Raw genomic sequence first — 26,885 nt, 5'->3', positions numbered from 1 at the left:
AACTAGCTAAAATCGGATTCGACTACGGACTTTCGTGAACGAGATCATTAGCCGATTGCAGCAGTTGATGCGACCGAGCGTGGACAACCTGATCCACCTCGTCGATATCTTCGTTGTCGGGCTCCTGATCTACTTCATGCTCCAGCTCGTCCGATCGACGCGCGCATGGCGGATTTTCGTCGGGATCACCATCTTCGTTGTCGTCCTTTTCCTCAGCGAGTTCCTGCAACTGCGGACGCTGCATTGGCTGCTGGAGAAGGCGACGTTGCTCGGGCCCGTGGCGCTCGTCATCTTGTTCCTGCCCGAGCTGCGTCAGGCGCTCGAAGGGTTCGCCAAGTTCGGCTTGATCACGGACGGTACGCTCGCCCGGTCTGACCTGACCACCGCAGTCGCCGAGGAAGTCGTCTCGGCTGCGGCTGAGATGTCGAGCCTGCGCGTCGGGGCGCTCATCGTCTTCGAGCGTGGCAACAAGCTTGACGACATCGTGGGAACGGGGGTGCCGATCGGTGGCAACGTCACCTCAGCGCTCCTCAACGCGATCTTCTACGGCGCAAACCCGCTCCACGACGGAGCCGTGGTCATCCGGGGCAATCGTGTCATGGCTGCTGCATGCCGACTCCCGCTGAGCGAGTCGCGGGTCGTCGAGAAGGAATATCACATGCGGCACCGCGCGGCGATTGGGCTCAGCGAGCAATGTGACGCGTTCGTCGTAGTCGTCAGTGAAGAACGGGGCTCGATCAGCATTGCTGAGAATGGTCGTCTCGAGAAGCTGGCGGACCACCTCGCGCTCCGGACGCGCCTTCACCAACTGTTGAAGCTGGCGACGTCGAGCCCACGTCACGCCGAGCCGCAGACCGAACCGTTGGTTGAGGCAGTTGACCGAGACGAGGAGCTTGCGCCGTGACGAGACGTACCGCCGTTGAGCGGTTTGGCCTGATCGTATTCAGTGCTGTCTTGGCAGTCCTCTTGTGGCTCCAAGTCTCGGCGCTCGATGACCAAGTGGTGCAGCAATCGTTCCGTGTGCCATTGCAGCTTCGTGGTCTGCCTGAGAGCTTGGCGGCGGTGAACCCGCCGCTCGAAGTGGACGTCGTCGCCGAAGGTCGCGCGAGCTTGCTACGGGATTTCGAGACGGATGCCTACTCTGCAAACGTCGATCTGCGCAGTGCCAAACAAGGCGAGCAGCGGCTGCGCGTCAACCTCAGTGGCCCGACGCTTCAGGCGATCACGGTCGTGCTGAAGTCTCCCACCGCGCTGATCAATCTCTCCGCCGTGGTGCGCAAATCGTTCCCGGTCACCGTGGCCGAACGGGGACGATTGGCTTCCGATCTGGAGTACGGCGGTGCCGTCACCGAACCCGAGCACGTCACACTAAGCGGACCGGCTTCGTTGCTCGCTCGGGTCCGCGAAGTGCGGGTCTTCCTCGATCTCTCAAAGCTCCGCACGGGTGAGACGCCCGTCCAGCCAGTGGAGATCGTGGCGACTGACGGCGGCAACCTCAGCGAGGTCCGCGCCGAACCGGGGACGGTGACGATTCGACCGAGGGTGGCCGCAGCTCCCGCCACGCTCAATGTGCTCGTCGCCCCCCGATGGAAGGGGAATCCGCCGTTCGGCTATCAGGTCGATGGATTCGAGGTCGTCCCCAACCAGATCACGATCTCGGGCGAAGTGCGCGTCCTCACCGCGGTGCAGACGTTGTGGACCGAGGCGATCGATCTCTCGGGCCTGAGGCAAAGCAAGTCGTTCACCGTTCCGATTCAGTTCCCGAGCGGCATCCGACCCACGGAAGTTCGCGAAGTCCGCGTTAATGTGCGCATCAACCGCGTGGATCCCGCAACGCCATGATCGAGATTCGGACCATCCAAAAATCCGAGGCACCCGACTTCTTGCGCCTTTTGTGCGAGGTGTTTTCGCTTGACTTCCAGCGCGCCAGTTCGGTGTTCTTCGCCGAACCGCTTTACGATCTGAACCGCAAATGGGCGGCGTTTGAGGATGGCGTGATGCAGAGCATCCTTACGACGACTGCGCTGGAGTTTGGTTGGGGCGCAGCGATTGGAATTGCGGGCGTCGCAACCCGCCCTGAGCGCGCGGGCCAGGGGATCGGGACCCAGTTGCTGGAGCGTGTGCTCCAAGCGTCCGAAGACCGCGGCGAAGGGCCAGCGCTGCTCTTTGCCCACCGAGAGTCTCTCTACACCCGGGTCGGATTCGAGACGCTGGATAGGGTCTTGCGCGGCTCCGTCGCGGCGGAACCGGAAATGACCGAACTCGGCGAGATGTCCACGATTGAGATTCACGAACGCTATAGAGAGTGGGCGGAGGGCTCGCCGAATCGCATGCGCCGTAACGATGCCCGGTGGCGCTTCTGGAGTTGGGGATTGCGGGTGTGTGACCGCGTGGGCAACGGCTACCTGTGCCTCGAAGGCACGACCGTTCGTGAAGCGGTTGGGCAGATGCCCACCGATGTTTGGCCCGTGCCCAAGGGGACAGAGTGGATTGGGCTGAGCAGCTTGACAGAGAAGATCGGCGTCCCGCTGCTCGCGTCGAACGCCGATCTCTACTTCATGGGTCGCGGATTCACCGAAGTTCCGGAGATGTTCCTGACCGACCAGTTCTAGTCGACCATTGTCCTGAGCATGATCCTGGCCCCGAAGCCAAGGAGGGTGTACAGGATCCCGATGATCATGAAGATCTGCGAGCGCTGCTTTCCATTGGGAGTCACCGCCGTGAAGAAGGCCACAGTCGAGAGGATCGTCATGGGCAGCGCACAGCAGAGAAGCCCGAGCACAAGGAACGCCATGTGTGTCTGGAGCATCTGGCGCTCGGCCCAGCCCATTGCGGGCTGCGGTGGGTCCCGATAGTAGTTGCTACTGGCATTTTGGTACGGATTCTGGGGCACATCCATGGGTCCTGGGGGAGTCATCGGGGTCGGTTCAGGCGGCGCGGTCATCGGCCAAACAATGTCCGACACGGAGCCCGCCTGTATCCGTTGGCCCGTGGAGGCATCCTCCACCATCGAATCGCGGCTTAGCCGCCCCTCGGCAGCCCACGCGCTTAGCGTCTGAGCATCAGCGGGACCAAACTTCTGACCATCAGGCAAGACCACGAAATATTGCATAAGCACTCATCGCGCATCATACACCTTTGAAGCACCAACAGTGGTCAATGCGCGTCATAACAGTGAGTGGCGATGTCTGTTTGGGGTGCGTTGGCGGGGCTTCTGGTGCCGGTCGCATGGCGGGTTGAACCGCAAGTGGTGACCCTCCCTGAGCTATGTGCGCTACTCTCTACGCGCGACCAAGTGTTCACTTGTTCAGCTCCGCTGAAGAATCGGGTCGTTGCCGTGGCACTTCACGAACGAGCGCTCGACAAGACCATTGAGATCCTGTCGCAGGCGCTCGATGTGAGGTTTGAGCCCGCGGGGAGCGGTTTCAACGTAGTCGCCGCGCCCGAGGCGAAGGCCCGCGACTCTGCGCTCTACCGCGAGTTGACGACGACGGTGAACTCCACGTGGTCAAAGGTCTTTCGGGTGGCCGCACCATTCACGAACAACCTGACAGTCCCGCCAAATCTGGAGCCGATCACGCGGGCCCTTGAAGCGGCAAGCGGCAAGCCGAAGGCTTCGCCGGAAAGTCAATTGAATCGGTGGTGGACCAACGGCCTTTGGAAGGTCGATCTGCCCTGGGAAGAAAGGGCCGGGCTGGCAGTCGCGCGCGGCCTGCTCAGTAGCGACCTTGCCGAGATGCCCATGAGTGGACCGCTGTTCTACACGCTGCGGGCCACAGAGTCCGCAAGACTGCTGAATGAGGATCCCATCATCACTGGCGACGCCTACTGGTGGCGCGACAACACTCGGTGGCCCGCATGGGTGAACTGGTACGCCACGGCTCACATTCGCTCCTACGAGACCGAATTGAAGGCCTCCAAGCAGAGCCCGGAGGAGCAGCGCGCACGATTGGACCGCCGGGCGCGTTCAACGACGGTCACGCACCGCATCCATCTTGATCCGCTCGACCTTTCTGTTTACTACGAGTACTCCGTGCATGCCATGGACGGCACGACGACCGTCGAATGGTACGCTGCAGACTTGGTGCCGGGCCTCAGCATGCCCAGCGACGAGAAGTGGCTGGAGATGATCTACGAAGGTGCTGGATTCGCTGAACGGTGGGACCGCTGGGTAACCGGCCAACCAAAAAGCTGCCCTGCTAAGTTCAAGGCAGGGGTAAACCCCAAGTCGGTCGCATTCCTGCTAGTGGCGCTTGCTCAACAATCGGGCAGTGAAGTGGTCATGGAGGTCAGCCCAGTCCGCGATCTTGCGGCACCCGCCGGGCCAGAAGCGGAGCTCGCAAAGCTGGCACCGGCGATCGGGCAAACCGGGTGGAAAGCGCAATCGGTGGCGATGCTGGGTGGGTCAGTCGAGCCAGACACGGCGGTTGCAAACATCCCCTGGGCAGTGTACGAGAAGATCGACGGGGTTTGGGTCGTCCGTAATGTGTGGGCGTTTCTGGATCGTCGGTACGAGTTTGCGGGCGCATCCGAGTGGCTCACCCAAGCGAAGAAGCCGATGACGCTGCAGGAAGCGATGAACTGGGCCAAGGGGTTGAGCATCGCAAAGGTCCAATCCTTTGGGAGGGCGAAGCCGTCCGCTGGCATGGGCAATCTCCCTCGGGCGACCGTCATTCTCAGGTTCCTCGCCGCGCTCCCGGCGGACCTCCGCGCGAAGATTGAGGCTCTGCCGCCCGGGAGTTCGCTCACGATGGCCAGCGCGCAGATCCCGCCGTCCACGCTCCAGACCTTCGCTGCTGACCTGCGCTCCGCGAGCATGGCGTCCATTCCACTAAGCCCCAATCGCGGGGCGGCTCGGCACATTGTGTTTCGATCCGACCTGACGCAGTTGCTCAGCCGAAGTACGATCAACGTCTACCGCGACCGAGCAGGCGCAGAGTCCCGGTATCTGTTTGATGCGTTGCTGCCAGGACTTGGGGTCGTCGATCCGCTCCTCAGCGATCGAAGGCCCACTTCGCTCGTGAGCGACTGGATCGGACCGTTCGTGGGCCCCAAGTAACAGAGCCACAAACCGTTCGGTTCGTGGCTCTGCGGGATTCCGATGGACCGGCTTAGATCGTGCCAGTTTCGCGGAACTTGCCGTAGTGACAGTTCTTGAATTTCAAGCCGCTGCCACAGGGACAGGGGTCGTTTCGACCGATGAACTTCGGATCGATGTTGTCCGGCCAAGTGCCCGGTGTGCCAGTGGGTTCGGCAGTCGCGGCCATGGCAGGCGCAGCCTCCGACTCGTAGCTCTCCTCGGGAGACTGGACCTGGATATTCGCGCGGAAGACGAGTCTGACCATCTGGTCGCGGGTCTTGCGTTCAGTCGCCTGGAAGAGGTCGTACGTTTCTCGCTTGTAAGCGATCAAAGGGTCAACCTGACCATAAGCGCGCAGGCTGATGCCTTCACGGATGTAGTCGATGATCTGCAGGTGCTCCATCCAGTTGTCGTTGACTGACTGGAGCATGACCTTCTGTTCGAGCATCTCCATCATTTCGTCGCCGACGGCGGAGCGCTTGGTTTGGTAGGCCTCGTGCGCCTTCTCCTGTAGGAACCCGACCAGGGCCGGTCCCTCCACGGTGCGTACCTCTTCGAGTGTGGCGTAGTCGACGAGCGGGAAGATCGTGTTGATGCGATCGTAGAGTCCGTCGATGTCGAGAACCTGATGCCCATCGTCGTCAAGGACCCACGACTGGCTTACTTCGTCTTCGATGACCTCGTCGATACCCTTCAGGATGTCGTCGGTCACGTCCTTGCCCAGCAGGACTTCGCGGCGCATGCCGTAAACGTGCTCGCGCTGCGAGTTCAAAACGTCGTCGTACTCAAGAACGTTTTTACGCGCCTCGAAGAAGTGATTCTCAATCCGCTCCTGCGTTTTGAGGATCATCTTGCTGAGGAATCCAGCCTTGACTTCTTCCATCGAGGGCCAGGTCTTCAGCATTGGGTTCTCGAGCATCTTCGCGTTGAAGATCTTCCAGAGCGTGTCCTCCAGGCTCACAAAGAACCGCGACTCGCCAGGGTCGCCTTGGCGCCCCGCGCGGCCTCGCAACTGGTTGTCGATGCGGCGACTCTCGTGGCGTTCGGTACCGAGAATGTACAGTCCTCCAAGCGCGCGAACCTCTTCCGCGAGCCCGCGGCGCTCGGCGTCGTCGACGGGCAGCGGGGGAGCAGCGCGTTGCTTGCCACCGCGGCGGAACCCGGCCATGGTCTCTTCGTACTCATGCTTGAAGGCGTCGACACCGGCCTCATCGTCGGCGTCGCGTGCCTGCTGGATGATCTGGTCGGCGATGCGTCCGCCGAGCAGAATGTCCACACCGCGTCCAGCCATGTTGGTCGCGATGGTCACCGCGCCCTTGCGACCGGCTTCGCTGATGATGAGCGCCTCTCGCTCGTGGTATTTCGCGTTGAGGACGTTGTGTGGGATGCCGTGCTGCAAGCAATCCTCGAACGTCTCCGCGCAATCGGCGCTGATCCCGTTCTTGGCGAAGAACCAGTCGCGGTGCTCGGCGGCGAGCGGATCCCGGGCGATGCCGATCTCTTGGGCCAAGGTCTTCAGCGTTTCCAGCTTGGTGTCGATGAGCGAGAGGTCCATCACCGAGTTGATACTGCGACGCGTTTCCTTCGTGAGGTCCTTTCGGTTCTCGCGGGCATCGTAGAGGCGGTCCATGAGTATGAGCTTTTGCAGTGCTTCCGAGCTGAGCCGCTCCGAAACGACTTCGGACATCTCGATGGAGCGCGTACCGACGAGGACCGGCTGCAGGTGCGAATGCGCGCGGAGGAGTTCGCGGGCGATGCCGCGCCACTTGCCCTCGGCCGTTTTGTAAACGATGTCGTCCTGGTCCACACGCGTCATCGGGCGGTTCGTGGGGATGCTCACCACGTCCAGACCGTAGATCTTGCGGAACTCGTCCTCTTCGGTCTTGGCCGTGCCGGTCATGCCGGCGAGCTTCTCGTACAAGCGGAACAGATTCTGGAACGTGATGACGGCGACCGTTTGGCTCTCGCGTTGGACTTGGACCCCTTCTTTGGCTTCAAGCGCCTGGTGCAAGCCATCCGAGAATCGGCGGCCGAACATCATGCGGCCTGTGTTCTCGTCGACGATGACGACCTCGCCCTGGCGGACGACGTAGTCCACGTCCTTATCAAAAAGGGCATACGCCTTGACCGACGCATTCAAGTGGTGGAAGACCTTGGGGTCGAGCGCGATGTTGGGGATACCCAACTGCTCTTCGGCGAAGTCCATCCCCTCTTCAGTCAAGCTCGCCGAATGGTTCTTCTTGTCCGAGGTGTAGTGGGTCTCGGGCTCCATGCGGCGCACGACTGCGTCGACGATGCGGTAGTGCGAGACATCGTCGGCCGAGGGGCCGGAGATGATGTGCGGGGTGCGCGCTTCATCGATGAGGATCGAGTCAACTTCGTCAACGATGGCGAAGTGGAGTTCGCTCATCACAAGCTGCTCCTTCTCGAACGCCATGTTGTCGCGGAGGTAGTCGAACCCGAACTCGTGGTTCGTGCCGTAGACGATGTCGCAGAGATACGCTTCGCGTCGCGTCGCGGGTCGCAGACTGGCATAGCGTGGATCTTCGTGCTCGAAGCCGGGGTCATAGATGTACGAACCGCCGAGCTCATCGTTATCTACCGACTGGCCCTGGATGACGCCGATGCTCAGCCCGAGGAAGTGATAGACCGGACCCATCCAAACCGCGTCGCGTCGAGCCAGGTAGTCGTTGACGGTGACGAGGTGTGCGCCGCGGCCGGTAAGAGCGTTCAGGACCATCGGGCAGACGGCGACCAAGGTCTTACCTTCACCGGTCTTCATCTCGGCGATGCGGCCCTGGTGCAGGACGACGCCGCCGATCAGCTGGACGTCGAACTGGCGCATTTTCAGCAGGCGCTTGCTGACTTCGCGCACGACCGCGAAAACTTCGGGCAGGAGTTGGTCGATCGTCGAACCTTCGGCGAGGCGGCTGCGCCAAAGCGCGGGCTTGCCTTTGAGTTCATCTTCGCTCATCGTAACGATCGATTCTTCCAGATCGTTGATTCGCTCGATCGTAGGAAGGATCATCTTGACGTCCTTGTCGCTGGTGTCAAAAAACTTTCGGAGTAAGGTCTGTAACATAGGAATTTCGGTGGGAGAAAGGGGCACGCTTGACCTACAAAGAGGTCTGACCGTGCGGAGCAGTCGAGAGAAACTGGGGCTTAGGCCAGGGGGCCAGCGCGCACGATCAACGAAGAGGCGACCGAGCGTAGATCGGGCGGCGGGACATCGTTGGATGCGACGGGCGGCGGAGTGCGCTTGGTTACGACTTCCTCCGCATCCAGCAGCGGCGTCTCGGTCGGTTGCAGGTAGTAAGCGACGACCAGTCGGACGAAGGAGCGCTGCGAGTACGAGCCGAGCTCGGGCGAGCCAGCTTGGACCTGCGCATGGGCCAGAGCTTCGAGGCTCTGGACCGACATCGCATGGGGTGCGACTAACCACTGCGACGCACGATTCTGCTGCTCGGCTCCGAATGAGCCGTGCATCAAGAGAATCAGGAGCGCGGGCAGGAAGTTCAGCATGCGATCAGGTCTGGTCTCAATTATAGACGAATTGGTCCGTCGCTCCAGACCTGTGAAACATCGAGGTTTGGGTGAACGTCCGATGAGGGGGTACCTTCAATCTAACGATGTTCGGCACGGTTCTGTTCGGAATTGCGATCCTTAGTGCGCAAACTTCACTCAAAGTAGGACCGTCGGTCCCGCCCGGTGCTCACGCAGCCTTTGCGGCGACGTTTCTGGGAGTACAGCGCCACCTGGAGGCAGGCGACTTCGACGCCGCGAGCAAGCTCGCTTTGAAACTCCCGAAGAAGCAGTTCTCGATGCACTGGGAGGACAAGGACGTTCGCGCTCAAGACCAAGTTGAGTTCCGCACTGCCCGTGATGCGGCGATCTCGGAGTGGAAACGTTACGTCCCCGGACTCGAAGTGATCTTCCTGAATCAACGTGCGGACGTGGCATTCTCGTTTCAACCGACACTGCCACCGAATGCGGATTCAGCAGGGCCCGCAGGCGCGGTGTTCTTCGATTCGGACGCACCGACCGATCCACGATTGGAGGTCGTCCTTGCGCTTCGTCGCGGCGGCAGTCAGGTACCGATCACGAAGACCGAAATCCGGAACGAGGTGACGTACTCAATCGGGCGGTACTTGGGGCTTGAGCGCACCTACAAGACGAATTCGTGCATGGACCGCGGCGAAGGGTTGTATGCCATGGAGCATAAGATTCTGAACCTGAACACGAGCGCGACGACCGCGATTTTCAAGGCGGTTGACGATCTACAGAAGTCAGTTCGACTGCGTGAGCGACTGACGCCAGCGGTTCCGACCGCTGTGCTTGAACCACGTGTGGTCGACCTTGGGTATGTCAAGCAAGGCGATCGTCCGACTGCAACGCTGACGGTCACCAACACGGGCAACGCCGATTTGAACCTGACGCTCGTCCCCGACTGCGGATGCTTCGCGATCAAGAACCCTCAGACGATCGCCGCGGGGAGTACCGGACTAGTCACCGTCACCATGAGCACGCGTGACTTTATCGGACCTCAGGACAAAGCGATTTACTTTTACACGAGCGACCCCGAGCGTAGCGTGATCAAGGTCCCGTTCAAGGTCATGATCCAACCCAAGTACCGGCTGATGCGGCCCGAGTCGAAGCGAGTGTTCATCGCTGAGGAGAACGGCTTGGTCGTGGACTACTATCTGTTCGTGGACGATCCGAAGTTCGAGATCAAGTCCGCCACCGTTGCGGGAGTCGTCGGCATGGCGGATGTCGAGCCTTGGGGAGGGAAACTGGCCGACCCCGAGATGGGTGAAGGCTCGAAAGTGCGCGCTGGCTACCACATCAAGGTACTCCTGAGCCCCAACATCCCGACTGGTCGCGCGCTGGTTAATCTTTTGGTTGAAACGAACGATCCGGATTGGCCGACGCTCATCGGCCCGTTCGAAGTGCAACGAGGCATCGCAGCGTTTCCGTCTGCGGCCTACCTAGGGGACATGGTGGCGACGGGAGTGAGCACGACGGTCACCTTCAATCGTCCGGGAAAGCCGTTCAAGATCACCGCCGTCCAGACGAGCCACCCGTTTTTGAAAGCATCGTTCGTGAAGCAGCGAGCAGGGGACGAGTTCTTCGTAACGCTACGGTACGTCGGCGGAGCCCCGGTGGGCGACTTTGACGGGTGGGTGAAGATCGCGACCAATGACCCCAAGCAGCCGCAGATCACGGTGCCCGTGCTCGGCGTGGTTAAGTGAGATGAGGGGGCTGATCGTCGCAGGATGCGCGGTGCTGGCGAGCTTGCTAGCGCCGAGCGATCCTGAGACGACATTCCTGATCACGGGCAACTTTCGCGGCTACCTCTCGCCGTGTGGATGCACCAAGCCGATGTCGGGGGGCATTCGCCGCTTGGCAACGGTTGTGCGGGATTTGCGCCAGGAGAGCACGGTGCTCCTGTGCAGCGCGAACAGCGTGGTCGAGGCAGGACGCCAGAGCGAACTCAAGGTTGACGCAGTGCTCGACGTCATGAAAGAGCTTCGTGCCGATGCAATGGCACTCGGGAGCGGCGACGCGGTGTTGGGAACGGCCTACTGGCGTGGCGCCCAGACTCGAACCGGATTATTGATTCAGTCGGAGATCGACGAGGCGTCACTTGCGAATCCATCTGCCGAGGCCGCCGGGTGGCAGATCCTTGCGCTCGGTGACCGCGCGGGCTCGCTCCGCACGCGTTTGGGCGCGGGTCCCGGACTTGCGCTGGACTCGCATCCGCGGCAAGTGGTCCTGTTTGAAGGTTCGCTTGAGGCGGCGAAGGCTCGCAATGAGGACGTTAAGGCAGCGCTCGTGGTTTATGAGACCGATGGCTCGACTCCGCCCGCGACCGTGATCCAAGACGGCACGGCGTACGTCTCTCCGGGCAGCCAGGGCCGAAGTGTTTTGGTCGTACGGATGCGCGGCAATCGGTATCTGAGCGCGACTGCGGTGTCGCTCGGGCCGGACGTGGCGGACGATGCCGCGGTAACTCAGGTCTTCCAGCGGTACCTAAAGCGCGTCACAACCGAAGGGTTGTTGGATGCGATTCCCCGCAGCGGCTCAGCAGGTTACGTGGGAAATCGCACGTGTCAGAGTTGCCATTCCCCGGCCAAGAGCGTCTGGCAGCACTCTAAGCATGCACAAGCGTTGAAGACGCTGGAGGCGGTCAACCAGGACCGCGATCCGGATTGCGTCGGCTGCCACGTCGTGGGGTTGACCGCAAAAGACGGATTCCAATCACGCAAGAAAACGCCTAATATGACCGACGTCGGATGCGAGAGTTGCCACGGCGCGGGAAAGGCCCACGTGAAGAGCCCCAAACGCTCACCCATGCCCAAAGTTGGGTCCAAGAGTTGCGCAAATTGCCACACTCCCCCGCACAGTCCTAACTTCGAGTTCGAAGCGTACTGGAAACGGATCAAACACTAGGGATCGTGGGGATAACGCGGGGACAGCGGCGGGGAATTGAGTGCGCAAACTCCTTCGAAATTTACAATTATTGCGATTTGGTTCGCAACAATCCTATGTTTTGCCTAACCATCCGTTAACGTTCGAAAGTCAAGCCTTGACCGCCTGCAGACGCCCCATGGCACACTGACACAGTGATTTTCTGAGGGGCCTGGGCAACTGGGATGAAGATCAAGAGGGAAGTTATGGATGTTTCAATGACCACCACGTCGAGCCGCAGGATTCGGTCCCGGGTTACGCAAGGTGGCAAGCTGTCCGATGCCCTCTTTCGGCCTTCTGCCGTCGACTTTGCAAACTTCGCGGCACTGCCGAGTAACGTGCGTGCGGTCGAATCGAGCCTATTGTTCGCGAATGGTTTGCTCCCGTTCGTGGCCCTGGTTGGCCCCAGCGGGTGGGGAAAGACCCACTTGCTGGCGTGCGTCTCAGAGGTAAGCAAGCGTCGCTTCGGCTACGAGCCGATCACGCTCTCGGTCCCTGAACTTCAGCAGGACGATCCACGGCTGGAACTCCAAACTCCGCTACTCCTCGACAATGGGCAGGCCGTGCTCCGGAATCCCCGGGCGAAGCACCGGTTGAGGCTGGCTTTGGAGCACCGGATTCGTTCGGGCAAGCCTACGTTGATTGTTTTCGAGCAGGCCAAACTTTCCCGCTGGCTCAAGGCATTCTTGCCCTGCACTCGTCTGTGGTCGTGGAGCGAGATCGTCGAGCCAACTTTCTCCGAGCGAGCCCTGATTGTGCGGCGCATGGCGGCAAGTTTAGGCGTTATGCTCTCCGATCGGCTGATTTGGCTTATGGCGCGGTACTTGCCCGGCAACGGGCAGTCGCTGAGAGGCAACTTGCTTCGGCTGAGCATCGTCGACAGCGAGTGGCTGACCGAGGATCGTGAGCACAAGGCCCTAGGACTCGTGTTCGGGGCCGGTGTTGCGCTCGAAGGTTGGGACCTTCGGGACGTTATTCATGAGGCGGTCGAAGTCGCCGCACGTTCATTTCCTGAGATTGCTCCGAACGATGTCCTGAACCTTGCGGTCTACGTGATGGCGCATCGGTTCGGCATTCGCGAAGAGCACGTCGCGGGGTACTTTGGGTTGACCACAGGCCAGGCGTACTTCCGACACGATCAGATGATTGGGCACCCATTGACGGAGCGAGAGGACCTGGAAGACGCATGGATCGTAGCGTTTAACCATTTGGTTGACAAGGGTCATCATTGAACTGCAACGTTTCGGGCTTTTGGGGCGTCTGAGCGAACGTGCTGCTGAGTGCTCGTAGTTCAGCGGGATTCGCCCCGAACCCCGTAGATCGGTCGTTGCAACCGGCGTACAAACGTGGATATGAGGTTACAGCCGACATCTCGGCATTGCTTGGAATGAGAACTTTAGGAGAGCTGAACTTGGTACCGGTGTGGGTAAACGCTGGACACCGGGTCGATACTGCAAGAATGCTCACGCAGGGGCACCATCTTCGCGCGCTCGCGGTGATGGAAGGCCGCTTGGTGCTGGGCGTGGTCACCACGGATCAACTCTCCACTGCCCCCGCCGACATCGTTATGGACGCGCTCATGCAGCCCGCCAAGCTCGTCATGGAGGCCAGCACGCCGATCCACAAAGCGGCCCAGCAGATGCATGATGCGGATGTCGATTTCGCAGTCGTCATGGACGAAGACCTCTTCATCGGCATGGTCACCTCGACCATGTTGCTGCGACACCTCCTGCGTCCGTGGGATGCACGGACGAACCTAGGCTCCGGCGAGCGGCTGCGCGAGTGGGGCATTGAGATGCTACGCGAGGGACGCGAGATCTCCATCCTTTTCTTCGACCTCAACGATTTTAAGCACTACAATCGCGAGTACGGCCACGTCTTCGGGGACAAGGTTCTCCGGCGGGTGGCGAACCTATTGCGCGATTGCGTGGACCCCAAGCGCGACCTATTGGTTCGGTACGGCGGAGACGAGTTTGCGATTGGTTCGGTCCGTGAACGCAGCTCGGCCGAAGAGCTTGCCCACGTGATCAAAGAGCGCGCGGAAAACGACTTGACAGACGAAAATGGTCGCCCGATCACTTTTTGCATCGGCGTGAGTGGCGGACGACGTTCTGCGCTCCGCGACGGCTTGCACCCTGACGCGACGTACGATGACCTCGTGACGGCGGCGAGCAAGGCTTGCATGGCCGCCAAAGAAGAACTCAAACGACGCCGTCGACCGGCGGGTGTAGACGAGCCATACGAAGACGACCCCGAAGTTCGTCGTTGATCCATTGCCCAACCAGCGACCCGTGACCGCGATTCGGCGTAGAATCGGCTATGTCGGAACATGGTGATCAGCTAGAGAAGATCGTGCAGAAGCTCGAAGAGCTAGCTGGCCAAGATACCAAGGCCCGCGCGTACCTGGACGCCCTCCAAGAGCAGCTCAAGGCACAAGCGCGCCGTGCCGAAGAGCGAGACGAGCTGCTCGCCAAGTACGAAGAGGCTTACCAGAAGTTGACCCAGCCGGCGAATAGGATCGGCATTTTCCTCCGCGAGCTAGAAGGCGAGAAGATCCTCATCTGCCAGGGAGACTCGGAGATGGTAGCGCTGTGCGACCCGGCGGTCGATCGAGCAACTCTCAGGGCTGGTACGCGCGTGCTTTTGAACGAGGCATACGCCGTTGTTGGGATGATGCCGCCGAATGAGTCCGGTAACGTCGTCAAGGTGGCGGAAGCCCTCGCGGACGGTCGGCTGAGAATCAGTACCGATGGCCAGGGCCAGCAATCGCGATTCATTGGGCGATCCGAGAGCCTGCGCCAGACCGTCATCAAGCGCGGCGACGATGTCCGGATGGACCCAAGCGGGCGGCTCGCGCTTGAGCACTTCGCTCAGACCGAGACGCAGGACTACTTTGTCGAAGAGGTGCCGGTAACACCGTGGTCTAGCATCGGCGGGCAGCAAGAGGCGATCCAGCTCATCCGTGAAACCATCGAGCATCCCATGCTCTATCCAGAGCTCTATGCGAAGTTCGACAAGCGTCCGGTGAAGGGGATACTCCTCTACGGTCCTCCCGGCTGCGGCAAGACGCTGATAGGGAAGGCGATCGCATACAACCTCGCCAAGGAGTACTCCGAGCGGGTCGGACACGACGTGAAGGAGTACTTCATGCACATCAGCGGCCCAAAGATTCTGAACATGTGGCTGGGAGAGACCGAGCGGATGGTTCGTGAGATCTTCGACACGGCGCGGCAACGCGCGAAGGACGGCCGTCTGGTGGTGATCTTCATGGATGAGGCCGAGTCGGTGTTGCGTACTCGGTCCAGTGGCCGCTGGCTCAACATCAGTAACACCGTGGTCCCGCAGTTTTGTGCAGAGCTTGACGGGCTGGTGAGCTTGGACAACGTCGTCTTGGTTCTGACCAGCAATCGTCCGGACTACATTGATCCTGCGATTCTGCGTCCAGAGCGGATCGACCGCAAGGTTAAGATTCGTCGGCCCGACCGGGACAGCGCTCGCGAGATCCTCGGTATCTACTTGCACGAGAACTTGCCGCTAGATCCGGAGTGGGTTGCGGAGAACGAGGGCGAGCCTGCCTGCGCGCGCAAAGCGCTTGTGGAAGCCACCATCGCGGAGTTGTGGCGAGAGACCTCCGCGACGGAATTCTTGGAGCTTGGGCTGAAGAACGGCTCGAAGCAGACTCTGTACTACCACGACTTGGTGAGTGGGGCTCTGCTGAAGTCGGTGGTTGACCGGGCCAAGGACACTGCCATTCGCCGGGCGATCGAGAACGACGGCGAAGGAGGCGTGAACATGGCGGACCTGACCGAGGCACTGCGCGCCGAATACTCCGAGAATGAAATCTTCCCCAAGAGCGACGTGATGGACGATTGGCTGAAGCTGATCGACGTCGAGCCGGAGAAAGTATCGGTGGTCAAGCCGGTGGGCAGGATCGACCGCACTCGGGATCAGAAGTCCATCATTTGAGTTCGAGAATCAGCATTCCCCAGACGTTCAGTTCTGGCAGTTGAACCTCGCCATCGCGAACAGGAAGCTCCATGCGAATTCCTTGGCTGGTGTCAGGACTGGCCCACCACACCCGGTGGCACCGCTGCGGGACGGTCGCGTGCAGATGCGCTTGGGGCCGGATGGGCGGCTGAAGACCGTCGGTGTCGCGCCACTCGTTGCTCGTCGCGCTCACGAGGTTGATGCAATGGACGGTGGCGAACTGCCCGGTGCGCGTGGCGAACGCCCAAACTGTCCCCGGTTCGGCATCGCGGCTGAAGGCTCCCCCGCCTAACCGCACGGGTAAGTCGATGGATTCAGTGTCGGGCCCGCGCAGCAAGTTCTGGTAGGCGATAGCGAAGTGGATCTGGTCGCGCACGACCGCGAGTAGCCTCGGTGGGACGGCAAGATTGCGGTTGGGGAAGTACTCGTGGCAGAGCATGCGACCATCGTCACCGAGGGCGATCTGAAATCCGCCGCTTGCCAGGAGTGTCGCCTGGGTTAGCAGGACTCCCGAGGTGTTGAATTCTCCCTCGCCGCGCTGGGCCTTGCGGTAGTTCATGTAACCGGCGACGGTTCCTTGCCTCCCAGTCGAGCGGAGCGATCTAACCAAATGGTTAAGATCTAGATAGGTTCGCTGAGCGTCCTTATCCCAGCATTCCATGTAGGTCATTGCGGTTGGGCCCGAGGCGATGGCAGCCAAGCCATACCCCGCGACCGCGTTCATGACTAGGTCGCCCGAAACTCGCTGGCGCACTCCCCGCAGAAAGGCTGGGAACGTCTCATCAAGCTTGACCGCGGTCCCACCCGAGCGGTAGGCGGCTCCGGGGTCTCCGAGGGTGTCGATGTGCCACCCATCGAAGCTAAAACGGTCCATCACGCGCTGCTGTTCTCGGGCCAGGTGGTCGATGAGGCCAGGATCGTCGGGCGCGAAGAGCGCGATCGAGGGGGTTGCCCAGCCACTCGGCAGCGACGCAGTGATCTGCCGTTTGCCCAGAGGATCCGAGTAGAGCCCCCACGCTGGCGACATCCCGTGCTCGGCGTAGTCCGCGTATCCTCCGTAGCCCAGGTTGTACGCCATCGCGGCAATTCGGTTACGCTTGCAAGCTTTGACTAGGGCTTGGACAGTCGAGGCGCAGGTTGGACGGTTGGCGATGTCGGGCCAGATGGGTTGGTCACTCAGCGGTTGATCGTGGCGGAACTGGAAGTCGTAGAACTGCAGAACGTTGAGGCCGAGATCGCGCAAACCGTCAATGATGCCAGGCGCGCGGGTTTCCAAATCTGGACCGAAGTGAGCGAGGTAGCCGTACCGCGGGTACAGGGTCCAGCGGCTGGAGACATCGAGACCACATGTGGCGAGGCTCGTCCCGCGCCGGGCGATCAACAGGTATCCCGTGCCGTCGGGTGCGGGGGCCTTCCACCTCACGCGCGTCTCGGTCCCCGTGCCGTCAGCCCGGATGCGGATGACGCGGCCATCCCATCGCATCGCGTCCAGAGACAGGGCTGCTTGGGCATCTCCGCCGCGTACTTGAATTTCGACGACCTGACCCGGAGCTACTCGAGCGCAGTCCGTGGTGATGGTCATCGCCGCGGGAGTCGCATAGAGGAGTGGCATGCTTGGACGTTACTCGCTCGTGGTCGCTCAGAGCCGCCCCATCGGGTTCACGGGTGAGCCGTTTACGCGCACTTCGAAGTGGAGGTGAGGGCCGGTGGACAGTCCGGTAGACCCGACGGCAGCGATCTTCTGGCCCGAGCTCACCCGCTGTCCAGCGGAGACGAAGACGCGCGAACAGTGGCCATACAGGGTGGAAATCCCTCCGCCGTGGTCGATGATCACCGCATTTCCGTACCCGCCTCGGTATCCCGCGGAGATCACAACCCCGCTGGCGGCGGCCCAGATCGGAGAGCCGCTGGGAGCTCCGAAATCGATGCCGGTATGCATGCGGCGCTTCTTGAGGATCGGATGGAAACGTGAGCCGTAACCGCTGGTGATGGGGCCACTGGACGGTCGGCGGAACCGACCCGTGAACGGGGTACCACCGGTCGCTCGCTGGTAAGCGCGGATCTGCGCGGCAATGGCGTCGCTCTCCCGGTCGAGCTTGTTGTAGGCGGCTTCCAGTTCTTCCTGAGTCCCTTGGATCTCTTCGAGCAGCGCGCGCTTCGTGGCTTTCTTGGACGCAATCGAGGCTCGGGATGCGGCTTGCTGCCCGTAGAGCCCTTTGAGCTCGGCAACCAACGCCTCTTGACGTTTTCGGCGCTCCTCGACCTTGTCGCGAACATGCACGAGGGCATCAAACAGTTTTCGGTCCGCGGCAGCGACGAGTTCCATTACGGTGCGTCTCGCGGCAAGCTCACCGAGATCGCGGGAGGCTAGCAGCGCCAGGACTCCCGACTCTTCTCCCTGCATGAACATGGCGCGGATCCGTGCAGCAGCGGCCTTGCGTTTGTCCGCGAGATCGGATTCTGCGAGCTTGAGTTCGACGCCAATCTGAGCCTGCTCCTGCTTGCCCGCTCTCAAACGCGATTCCGTTCGGTCGAGCGAGTCCTCGACTTGGGTAAGTTGCACGTCCGTCGCGCGGATGTCGGCGGTCACCGCCGCAGCTGACCGCTTCACCTTTCGGATCTCGGTGGCAAGGCTCGACTTTTTGGCCTGAACGCTCTTGAGGTTCGTTCGGAGTTCTTTGACCGATTTGCCCTGCTTCTTAGTCTTGCTCTGCGACGAACCGGGAAGCGGGGTGCCGAAGAGCCCGACGGCAATCACCAGAGTGAGCAGGAGCGTTCTTCTCATCGGATCCTCTTGGGGTCGCGCATGGCGAAGAGTGAGCATAGGAAGCCGTAGGTTGCACCGAGCACGCACAGGATCAGGGTCGCCGGTATCACGGGGAAGGACGATTGGTTGACCTGCGAGGTGAGGTCGTTGCTGAGCCGCATAAATCCAAACCAAGACAGGTACAGCAGGAGGCCAGCCATTGAACCGCCGATTGCGCCCTGGATCGTCCCCTCGATGAGCATTGGGGTGACAATGGTGCTCTTGCTTGCTCCGACCAGTTCCATAATACGGATCTCGCGTCGCCGCGCCACGACCGTCATCCGGATCGTGTTGTAGATGAGAATACCGCTGGTGATGAGCATGACGACACCGAGCGCGATTCCGATCCAACGTAGCACGCGCATTCCGTCACTCACGAACTGCCGCGCGTCATCCATGTAGCGCACGCCGTTCGGCATGACGCCAGGCAGCCGCTGGATGCGCTTCGAGACTTCCGGCGCGGTCCGCATGTCGCGTAGCGAAACGTAGAGCATGTCGGGAAGCGGATTGGAAAGATCTTCGACGATGCGGGGGAACTTCTTCTTGTATTCCTCCCAAGCTTGGGCGCGCGGCTTGATCGCGACGCCACGCACCTCGGGCATCGTGGCGATGACGGCCTGGGCCCGTTTGGTGTCGGCTTCGGGGTTCTCCATCTGCATGAAGACCCGCATTTCGAACCGCTCGGTGAGCTTGGCCGCGCTGGATTGGAGCGACAGAACGGTGTAGATCAACCCGCCGAGCAGGAAGAGCGCCATCGTGACTGTAGTGATCGAGGCGAACGACATCCAACGCTTGCGAGTCAGCGCGTGGATCGCTTCGGAGAACAGGAACTCAAATCGATCAAACACTGGCAGCCTCCTGACCCACGATCGCACCGTTCTCCATGTGGACGATCCGCTTGCGCATCTTCTCGACGACCATTAGGTCGTGGGTGGCGACTAGAACGGTTGCGCCGCGGGCGTTCAGTTCCGCGAGCAGATTCATGATCTCCATGCTGTGGGCCGGGTCGAGGTTGCCGGTGGGCTCGTCGGCAAGGAGAAGCGAAGGGCTATTGATGAGCGCGCGGCCGATCGCCACACGCTGCTGCTCGCCACCCGAAAGTTGGTTCGGATAGGCGTCGGCACGCATGCCGATATCCACCTGGTCCAGGATGCGCGGGACGAGCTTGCGCACCTCGCGACGGGTTTTGCCTACCGCACGCATGGCGTAGCTTACGTTCTCCCATACGCGTTTGTCGGGTAGTAGTGCGAAATCCTGGGGCACGATCCCGAGCTGGCGTCGGTGGGCGGGGACTTCCCGGTCGCTGACGGTGCTGAGGTTACGCCCTTCCAGGACCACTTCTCCGGAGGTCGCGATCACTTCGCGGGTCAGGAGTTTCAGAAGCGTGGACTTGCCAGAGCCGGTCGGGCCACATAGGAACACGAACTCGCCCTTCTGGATGTCCAACGATGTATCGCGCAAACCAGTGACAAGCTCGGTGTAGCGCACAACGACGTTGCGCAAGCGAATAAAGGGGACGGGTTCAGCCATCTTATAGGCCCCCGACGGGGACCCCGATGCTACCCCAGCCGCCCGATTAGCTTGATCCGCCGGGGATGAGGAGCAGGTTCTCTCGCACGACTCTGAGGCAGAATGCGTAGTCGTCGAACCCTTCCGCGAGCTGGTAGTAGGTGGCCGCGTCCGGCGAGTTCTTGTGCTCTTCGTACGAAGCCACGAGCTGATACGATTGCCGCGCTTGCTTTGGGTAATCACACACGAGGTCAGCGGCATTGCTGAGTCGGACTCGGTTCAGAAACTGCGGATAGACCCCCTGCCAAAAGAGGATCACGTCTGCGATGTGCTGGTGCACCTGGCGCTCGCGCTCGAACGAGTCCGCGTTGGCTCGGATGTCGCCCTCGGCCATCATCTCGGCAATGGAGACGAGCGTTTGGCCTTCGCGGTTCTTGATCTTGAAAATCGCATCGGTGTGGACGAAGGTCACGAGCAGGCGCGTGAGATAGGCCGAGATCTCGTCTTGGCCGTGCGTCGCCACGTAACGATCCACAGCACCCTGCACCGATTCCCAGAACAGTGTGTAGAGCGGATGATCTTGATTCAAAGGTGCCTTCATGAGAAGTCTCCGTGTCCATGTTGACGAGTCACAGAATGGACTTGTTCTACTACATTCCACACCGGGCCACAAGATACACGGATTCGGTACAACCCGATCCATGACAGAACTTCGTACTTGTGCCTGGGCGACGGTCGAGCCTGAACTCTCCTACCACGATTCGGAGTGGGGAGTCCCCAGTCGCGACGAACGGTTCCTGTTCGAGAAACTCATCCTTGATGGTGCGCAGGCCGGGGTGAGTTGGCGGATCATCCTGAACAAGCGGGAAGGGTACCGGCGTCTGTTCGAGGACTTTGACGCGGTGAAAATGGCGGACTACACAGACGAACACTTGGAGACGCTACTCCTCGACCCTAGCATCATTCGGAATCGGCTCAAGGTCTTCGGTGCGCGAAAGAACGCGCGCGCTTGGCTTGCGCTGAAGTCGGAGCGCGATCCGGTGGAGTATCTGTGGTCTTTTGTGGGAGGCAAGCCGATCGTTCATGCTAGGAAATCGATGTCCGAGATCCCGGCGACCTCACCGGAGGGCGATGCGCTCAGCAAGGATCTCAAGCAGAGGGGATTCACGTTCGTCGGTCCGACGATCATGTACGCGTTCATGCAGGCGGCTGGGCTCGTCAATGACCACGAAGTCACCTGTCCCCGCTATGAAGTCTGCTGTGAGCTTGCGAAGAATTTTTAGACGCTCTTGGCGAGGATGATCGCTTCGGCGACTTCCCTCATGCTCTTGCGAGAGTTCATCGACTGGACTTGCATCCGGCGATAGGCCTCGGACTCGCTCACGTCGTGCTCCTGCATCAGTAGACCCTTGGCACGGTCGAGCAACTTGCGGGTTTCCAAGCGCTCCTTGACGTCCTCATAGTCTGCGACGAGAGCGCGGTTCTGCTCAAATCGGCTGCGCGCAACCTCGATGGCCGGGGGCAGGTCGCTCGGTTTGAACGGCTTCACCAGGTAGGCAAAGACGCCTGCACCTTTGGCGCGCTCGACCAACTCTCGATCGCTGTAAGCGGTCAGAAGGATAACGGGTGCGAGTCCCTGCTCAGCGACAAGGCTTGCGGCCTCGATGCCGTCCATCACGGGCATCTTTACGTCGAAGACACACGTGTCGGGTTGAACTTCCTCCGCGAGCGCGACGGCCTGCTTGCCATCGCCCGCTTCCGCGACGACTTCGTAGTCCAGGCTCTCAAGCATCTGCTTGAGGTCGAGCAAGATGATGGGGTCGTCATCGGCGATAAGAATGCGCATTTTTTCCATGGTTTTGATCCCGCCTAGGGGTTCTACGCACGGACGCCGTCGGCCGGTTGCGGACACGAGTTTACCCGGCGAGGCTACCAGCCCCCCCGGTACACTGGTAGGACCATGGCAGTAAAAGTTGGAATCAACGGTTTCGGCCGCATCGGACGGCTTTCCCTTCGCACGATGCTCGCCCGCTACAGGGGTCAATTTGACGTCGTGGCCATCAACGACCTGACGGACACGAAGACGAACGCCCACCTCTTCAAGTACGACACCACATACGGCCCCTATGCAGGCACGGTGACGCACGATGAGAGCTCGATCACCGTCGATGGTGACAAGCTTGCGGTCTTTGCGCAGACCGACCCAGCGCAGATCCCGTGGGGCGACTTTGGTTGCGACATCGTCATCGAAGCGACCGGCCGATTCACCGATGCCACGCTTGCCAAGGCGCACTTGGCCGGCGGCGCGAAGAAGGTGATCATCTCGGCCCCTGCCAAGAATGAAGACGTAACGATTGTGCTGGGGGTGAACGAGGGGATGTACGACCCGAAGAACCACCACGTGGTCTCGAACGCGAGCTGCACCACGAACGGTCTAGCCCCGGTGGCCAAAGTGCTCCACGATCGATTCGGCATCGACCGAGGCCTACTGACGACGGTGCACGCTTACACGAACTCGCAGCGCACCGTGGATACCGCGGCCAAGGATTTGCGCGACGCACGTGCCGCGGCCGAGAATATCGTTCCGAGCAGCACCGGCGCGGCCAAGGCTGTTGGTTTGGTCATTCCTGAACTGAAGGGCAAGTTCACGGGCATGGCGTTTCGCGTCCCGACCCGAACGGTGTCGGTCGTGGACTTCACGGCGATCTTGAACAAGGACGCTTCTCCGGAAGAGATCAACGCCGCGATGAAGGAGTACGCCGATGGCCCCATGAAGGGCATCCTGTACTACAGTGACGAAGAACTCGTCAGCAGCGATCTCGTGGGGAACGCGTACAGCTCGATCTTCAGCTCGGTTGACACGATCGGCATGGGCAATTTCGTGAAGGTCGTCAGCTGGTACGACAACGAGTGGGGCTACAGCTGCCGCATCGCTGATCTCGTCAAGTTCATGGGCGACCGACTCTAATCGCTCTTTCCGCCGCGCGACCTGCGGGCTCGCGCGGCGGCCACAACTTCCATGAGCCTGATCGCCTGCTGCATCTTCGCGGTTTTTTTGTTGGTTGGGCTCAGCAACATGCTGCTGATGCGCCGGGCTTTGCCTACGCCTGGTGAGCATCCTCCCGTCGCCATCCTCATTCCGGCACGGAACGAGGAACAGAACCTCGCAGAGTTGCTTCCCGAGTTGCAACGCCAAGGGGCAACAGCCTTCGTCTACGACGACGACTCCACTGACCAAACAGCGGCGGTGGCCAAGCAGTTTGGGGCTACTCTCATCCGCGGAGGGCCGCTGCCCGATGGGTGGACCGGTAAGAACCATGCATGCGCGCAGCTCGCGCGGGCGGCGTCCGAGGCGTTCGATGGCGAGTGGATGCTGTTCTTGGACGCCGATGTGAAGCCGAAACCAGGGTTCGTCCAGGCGGTGCGGAACATGGCCGCGACCCGTGGTGTGCGGAACCCTGTGCTGACAGGCATGCCCGAGCTGTTGGGGGCACGCGGCGACTTACTCGAAAACGCGTACCTCTTGTGGGTGCCGTGGATTTTGGGTTGCGCGAACCCACTTGGAATCGTTGCCCGGCTGGGTGTGGGACACAACCGATTCTTGAACGGGCAGTTTGTGCTGTGGCGGGCATCGACCTATTGGGACGTCAATCCGCACGAAACGCTGCGAGACGTGATTCTCGAGGACGTGCGAATTGGGCGGCTGCTGGCCAAGCGCGGCATCCGCGTCGAGGTGATGGATCTCTCGCAGGTGATGGCGGTACGCATGTACCACTCGTTTCGTGAGGCGCTCGACGGGATGTCGAAGAATTCGTACGAGATCACGGGCACCCTTGCGGGGACGCTGGCGATGGCGGCGTTCTTCTTTGGGCTGGCGGGGCTTTCGCTGACCCCGCCGGGCTGGGCGTACTTGCTGCTGATGGGTTCAGGGATCATCACTTGCTTGGCAGTCCGGCGGTCCGTCTGGCTTGCGCCGCTCATGCCGCTTGTCCTTGTGGCGGCGGGCTACACGTTCCTTCGTTCGGCGCACTGGCACCTGAAGGGGGCAGTGCAGTGGAAGGGTCGGACGTACGGAGGCCCCCCAGCCGAGTAGACAGCTACTGTCAGACCCAATCGTTATTAACACTTGCGGTACACTCGCCGCTCTCATGGTCTGGGAGTATCGGCACGTCGCAGGATGGATTGGGACCGAGGAAAAGGACTTCGCGCAGGTACTTCGAGCCATTGTCGATGCCTCCATACGGAACGCATAGGCTGGCGCGATGTCACTTAGAGGAGCGAGCGAAGCACGTACAGCAAGATGCCGCCGTGTCGGTAATACTCGATCTCCTGGGGAGTGTCGATTCGGCACTGAGTCGTGAACGACCGAGTCGATCCGTCTGCCGCAGTCGCCTTGACTTCCAGGTTGCGTCCGTTGGCAAAGCCGGTCGCAATCGCTTCGGTCAGACCTTGGACCTCAAACGACTCGAAGGCACCTAGATCGAGGCTTTCGACCGACTCGCCCGTCTGGAACTGCAGCGGAAGGATTCCCATGCCCACCAGGTTCGAGCGGTGGATGCGTTCGTAGCTCTCGGCAATGACGGCTCTGACGCCCTGCAGCATCGGCCCCTTGGCGGCCCAGTCACGGCTGCTTCCGCTGCCGTACTCCTTGCCCGCCAGGATCACGGTTCCGACTCCAGACTCCTGGTACTTCATCGCCGCGTCGTAGATGGACATGACTTCTCCGGTCGGGAGGTACGTCGTTACCCCGCCTTCCGTGCCGGGGGCGAGCTTGTTCTTGATGCGGATATTGGCGAAAGTGCCGCGCACCATGACCTCATGGTTACCGCGACGTGAGCCGTAAGAATTGAACAAGTGCGGTCGGACACCGTTTTCTGCCAGATACTGCCCTGCCGGCGAAGTCGCCTTGATGGATCCGGCCGGGGAGATGTGGTCGGTCGTGATCGAATCGCCGAGGATCGCGAGGCACTTCAACGAACCTAGTTCGCTGACGCGCTCGGGCGCGGTCCTGCTCATGCCCTCGAAGTACGGGGCTTGTTTGATGTAGGTGGAGTTGCCTTGCCACTGGTAGCGCTGGCCTTCGCCCACTTCGATCGCTTGCCACTTCTCGTCACCCTCAAAGACGCCTGCATAGGTGCGCTGGAACATCTCGCGATTGATGCTGCCTTCGACCACCTCAGCGACTTCGCGCTGAGTGGGCCAGATGTCGCGCAGGTAGACCGGGTGGCCATCTTGGTCTGCACCGATAGCGTCGTTTGCCAGGTCGATGTCGATGGTGCCAGCCAGGGAGTACGCGACCACAAGCGGTGGCGACATCAGGTAGTTCGCTTTAACCTCGGCGTTCACGCGCCCCTCGAAATTGCGGTTGCCGCTCAGGACGCTCACCACGGTCAGGTCTTGCGCCTGGACGACATCACTGACTTCCTTGGGAAGTGGGCCTGAGTTCCCGATGCAGGTCGTGCAGCCGTAGCCGACGGTGTTGAATCCGATGTGATCGAGATCAGCGGCCAGCCCGGAGTGCTCTAAGTACTCCGTCACGACCTTGGAGCCTGGTGCAAGCGAAGTCTTGACCCACGGTTTGGGCTTGAGACCACGGGCGGCAGCCTTGCGCGCGACGAGGCCCGCGGCGATCATGACGCTCGGGTTGCTCGTGTTCGTGCAGCTGGTGATGGCGGCGATGACGACGCTTCCGTGGCGGAGCGTGTCCGTCGCGGTTCGCTCAAGGACGGCAGTGCCGCCCGCAGCGGCGGTGGCAGGCGGGAGCGCGTCGGGGAAGAAGCTGGTGAAGCTTTCTCGCGCCTTGCTGAGCGTTACCCGATCTTGCGGACGTTTGGGTCCGCTCACGCTGGGCTCAACCACACCGAGGTCCAGTTCGAGCTTGCTGCTGAACTCCGGTTCGGGGGTGCCGGGCTCGTGGAAGAGTCCCTGCTCGCGCATGTACGCCTCGATGACGGCGATCAGCTCTTCGCTGCGGCCGCTGAGCCGCAGGTAGCGCAGAGTCTCGGCATCGACAGGGAAGAAGCCGCACGTCGCGCCGTACTCGGGTGCCATGTTGGCGATGGTCGCTCGGTCGGCCAGGGGCAGGCCGAAAAGCCCTTCACCGTAGAACTCGACGAACTTGCCCACCACGCCGTGTTTGCGGAGCATCTCAGTCACGGTCAGGACCAAGTCGGTGGCGGTGACTCCTTCGCGCAGCTTGCCGGTGAGCTTGAAACCGACGACCTGGGGAATAAGCATGCTGCTGGGTTGACCGAGCATGGCTGCCTCAGCTTCGATACCGCCAACGCCCCAACCCAGGACGCCCAGGCCATTGATCATCGTCGTGTGCGAGTCGGTACCTACGAGCGTGTCGGGGTATGCGACTCCATTGTCATTGATGAAGACGACGCGAGCAAGGTACTCAAGGTTGACCTGGTGGACGATGCCGGTGTTGGGCGGCACGACCTTGAAGTTCGTGAATGCCGTTTGTCCCCAGCGAAGGAACTCGTACCGCTCTTGATTGCGCTCAAATTCGAGATCCCGGTTGATTTCGAGCGCCGCGGCCGATCCGTAGGCATCGACCTGGACGGAGTGGTCAATGACGAGTTCGACCGGCTGCAGCGGGTTGATCTTGGTCGGGTCACCGCCGAGGGCGGCCATCGCATCGCGCATGCTGGCTAGGTCGACCACGCACGGTACTCCGGTGAAGTCCTGGAGCAACACTCGGGCGGGCATAAAGGCGATCTCTTTGCTCGGTTCGGCTTTGGATTCCCACTTGAGGAGCGCTTCGACATCCGTCTTGGTCACGCCGACCCCGCCGTCCTCGGCTCGGAGCAGGTTCTCGAGCAGGATACGAAGGGTGACCGGCAGTCGCTCAAGGTTGTGGCCCTGGTCTGAGAGCGTCTTGAGGCGATAGTACGAGTAGTTCTTGCCGCCGACGTTCAGGCTTGAAAGAGTGCCAAAGCTGTTCATGGATAAGGGGGGATCTCCTTCGGAAAAGTGAGGCTCAGTTTACCTCTCCGGGGTGAGTCGCCCCTTCGATACGGTTGGTCACCT

General features: G+C 61.0%; 22 protein-coding genes. 12 read left to right on the top strand and 10 right to left on the bottom strand.

The features are described 5' to 3' along the window. The first annotated feature begins 34 nt into the window (after positions 1 to 34). The 3 genes from JNM85_03465 to JNM85_03455 are packed head-to-tail and all read left to right on the top strand — an operon-like array spanning position 35 to position 2,612. On the top strand, positions 35 to 904 hold the full coding sequence (locus JNM85_03465) for a TIGR00159 family protein (protein ID MBL8087113.1): 870 nt from the start codon (positions 35 to 37) through the stop codon (positions 902 to 904). After that, entirely contained in the window at positions 901 to 1,842 is a 942-nt protein-coding gene (locus JNM85_03460; GenBank protein ID MBL8087112.1) for a hypothetical protein, read from the top strand. The genes JNM85_03465 and JNM85_03460 overlap by 4 nt, the downstream gene beginning before the upstream one ends. Next, positions 1,839 to 2,612 (top strand): GNAT family N-acetyltransferase, encoded by a 774-nt coding sequence (locus JNM85_03455; GenBank protein MBL8087111.1) that lies wholly within the window; start codon positions 1,839 to 1,841, stop codon positions 2,610 to 2,612. The genes JNM85_03460 and JNM85_03455 overlap by 4 nt, the downstream gene beginning before the upstream one ends. Here the strand turns inward: JNM85_03455 and JNM85_03450 are convergent. Further along, positions 2,609 to 3,112, bottom strand: a complete 504-nt coding sequence (locus JNM85_03450; protein ID MBL8087110.1) for a hypothetical protein — start codon at positions 3,110 to 3,112, stop codon at positions 2,609 to 2,611. The two genes, JNM85_03455 and JNM85_03450, sit on opposite strands and share 4 nt — an antisense overlap. A gap of 72 nt (positions 3,113 to 3,184) precedes the next feature. Between JNM85_03450 and JNM85_03445 the strand changes: the two genes are divergently transcribed. After that, a complete protein-coding gene (locus tag JNM85_03445) occupies positions 3,185 to 5,059 on the top strand; it encodes a hypothetical protein (GenBank protein ID MBL8087109.1) in 1,875 nt (624 codons plus the stop codon). Positions 5,060 to 5,111: 52 nt separating this feature from the next. Here the strand turns inward: JNM85_03445 and JNM85_03440 are convergent, their stop codons facing one another. Together JNM85_03440 and JNM85_03435 are read right to left on the bottom strand one after the other, a co-directional pair. Then, positions 5,112 to 8,162, bottom strand: a complete 3,051-nt coding sequence (locus JNM85_03440) for an SEC-C domain-containing protein (protein ID MBL8087108.1) — start codon at positions 8,160 to 8,162, stop codon at positions 5,112 to 5,114. An 80-nt stretch (positions 8,163 to 8,242) separates the two neighbouring features. Beyond that, complete coding sequence (locus JNM85_03435) at positions 8,243 to 8,602, bottom strand: hypothetical protein (GenBank protein ID MBL8087107.1); 360 nt, start codon at positions 8,600 to 8,602, stop codon at positions 8,243 to 8,245. Between the two features lie 107 nt (positions 8,603 to 8,709). Between JNM85_03435 and JNM85_03430 the strand changes: the two genes are divergently transcribed. The 5 genes from JNM85_03430 to JNM85_03410 all read left to right on the top strand — a co-directional run bounded on the left by JNM85_03430 (position 8,710) and on the right by JNM85_03410 (position 15,514). Then, on the top strand, positions 8,710 to 10,329 hold the full coding sequence (locus JNM85_03430) for a DUF1573 domain-containing protein (protein MBL8087106.1): 1,620 nt from the start codon (positions 8,710 to 8,712) through the stop codon (positions 10,327 to 10,329). A 1-nt stretch (position 10,330) separates the two neighbouring features. Continuing rightward, positions 10,331 to 11,530 (top strand): hypothetical protein, encoded by a 1,200-nt coding sequence (locus JNM85_03425; GenBank protein MBL8087105.1) that lies wholly within the window; start codon positions 10,331 to 10,333, stop codon positions 11,528 to 11,530. Between the two features lie 236 nt (positions 11,531 to 11,766). Beyond that, positions 11,767 to 12,780 carry a hypothetical protein gene (locus tag JNM85_03420; protein MBL8087104.1) on the top strand — a complete coding sequence of 338 codons (1,014 nt, stop codon included), beginning with the start codon at positions 11,767 to 11,769 and terminating at the stop codon, positions 12,778 to 12,780. A 179-nt stretch (positions 12,781 to 12,959) separates the two neighbouring features. Then, positions 12,960 to 13,817: a diguanylate cyclase gene (locus JNM85_03415; protein ID MBL8087103.1), complete on the top strand. Its 858-nt coding sequence runs from the start codon at positions 12,960 to 12,962 to the stop codon at positions 13,815 to 13,817. 50 nt (positions 13,818 to 13,867) lie between these two features. After that, complete coding sequence (locus JNM85_03410; protein MBL8087102.1) at positions 13,868 to 15,514, top strand: AAA family ATPase; 1,647 nt, start codon at positions 13,868 to 13,870, stop codon at positions 15,512 to 15,514. Here the strand turns inward: JNM85_03410 and JNM85_03405 are convergent. From JNM85_03405 to JNM85_03385, 5 genes are read right to left on the bottom strand one after another with little or no spacing between them, the layout of a single operon-like run. Beyond that, entirely contained in the window at positions 15,507 to 17,147 is a 1,641-nt protein-coding gene (locus JNM85_03405; GenBank protein MBL8087101.1) for a hypothetical protein, read from the bottom strand. The two genes, JNM85_03410 and JNM85_03405, sit on opposite strands and share 8 nt — an antisense overlap. Before the next feature lie 27 nt (positions 17,148 to 17,174). Next, complete coding sequence (locus JNM85_03400; protein ID MBL8087100.1) at positions 17,175 to 18,320, bottom strand: peptidoglycan DD-metalloendopeptidase family protein; 1,146 nt, start codon at positions 18,318 to 18,320, stop codon at positions 17,175 to 17,177. Then, positions 18,317 to 19,189 (bottom strand): ABC transporter permease, encoded by an 873-nt coding sequence (locus JNM85_03395; protein MBL8087099.1) that lies wholly within the window; start codon positions 19,187 to 19,189, stop codon positions 18,317 to 18,319. The genes JNM85_03400 and JNM85_03395 overlap by 4 nt, the downstream gene beginning before the upstream one ends. Beyond that, positions 19,182 to 19,871 (bottom strand): ATP-binding cassette domain-containing protein, encoded by a 690-nt coding sequence (locus JNM85_03390; GenBank protein ID MBL8087098.1) that lies wholly within the window; start codon positions 19,869 to 19,871, stop codon positions 19,182 to 19,184. Before JNM85_03390 ends, JNM85_03395 begins: the two co-directional genes overlap by 8 nt. Positions 19,872 to 19,917: 46 nt before the next feature. Then, on the bottom strand, positions 19,918 to 20,451 hold the full coding sequence (locus JNM85_03385; GenBank protein MBL8087097.1) for a hypothetical protein: 534 nt from the start codon (positions 20,449 to 20,451) through the stop codon (positions 19,918 to 19,920). 100 nt (positions 20,452 to 20,551) lie between these two features. On the opposite strand from JNM85_03385, the gene JNM85_03380 reads away from it, so the two are divergent. Further along, positions 20,552 to 21,133: a DNA-3-methyladenine glycosylase I gene (locus JNM85_03380; protein MBL8087096.1), complete on the top strand. Its 582-nt coding sequence runs from the start codon at positions 20,552 to 20,554 to the stop codon at positions 21,131 to 21,133. On the opposite strand, the gene JNM85_03375 is transcribed toward JNM85_03380, so the two are convergent. Continuing rightward, entirely contained in the window at positions 21,130 to 21,705 is a 576-nt protein-coding gene (locus JNM85_03375; GenBank protein ID MBL8087095.1) for a response regulator, read from the bottom strand. The two genes, JNM85_03380 and JNM85_03375, sit on opposite strands and share 4 nt — an antisense overlap. A gap of 105 nt (positions 21,706 to 21,810) precedes the next feature. Here JNM85_03375 and gap point away from each other — a divergent pair, with 105 nt between their 5' ends. Further along, positions 21,811 to 22,818 carry a type I glyceraldehyde-3-phosphate dehydrogenase gene (gene gap / locus JNM85_03370; GenBank protein MBL8087094.1) on the top strand — a complete coding sequence of 336 codons (1,008 nt, stop codon included), beginning with the start codon at positions 21,811 to 21,813 and terminating at the stop codon, positions 22,816 to 22,818. Positions 22,819 to 22,869: 51 nt separating this feature from the next. After that, positions 22,870 to 23,943: a glycosyltransferase gene (locus JNM85_03365; protein ID MBL8087093.1), complete on the top strand. Its 1,074-nt coding sequence runs from the start codon at positions 22,870 to 22,872 to the stop codon at positions 23,941 to 23,943. Between the two features lie 176 nt (positions 23,944 to 24,119). On the opposite strand, the gene acnA is transcribed toward JNM85_03365, so the two are convergent. Then, complete coding sequence (gene acnA / locus JNM85_03360; GenBank protein ID MBL8087092.1) at positions 24,120 to 26,801, bottom strand: aconitate hydratase AcnA; 2,682 nt, start codon at positions 26,799 to 26,801, stop codon at positions 24,120 to 24,122. Between the last annotated feature and the right edge of the window lie 84 nt (positions 26,802 to 26,885).

Source organism: Chthonomonas sp., from assembly GCA_016788115.1.
In the GTDB taxonomy this organism is placed as follows: Bacteria; Armatimonadota; Fimbriimonadia; order Fimbriimonadales; family Fimbriimonadaceae; genus UBA2391.
This window is presented reverse-complemented; position numbering and strand designations above follow the sequence as displayed.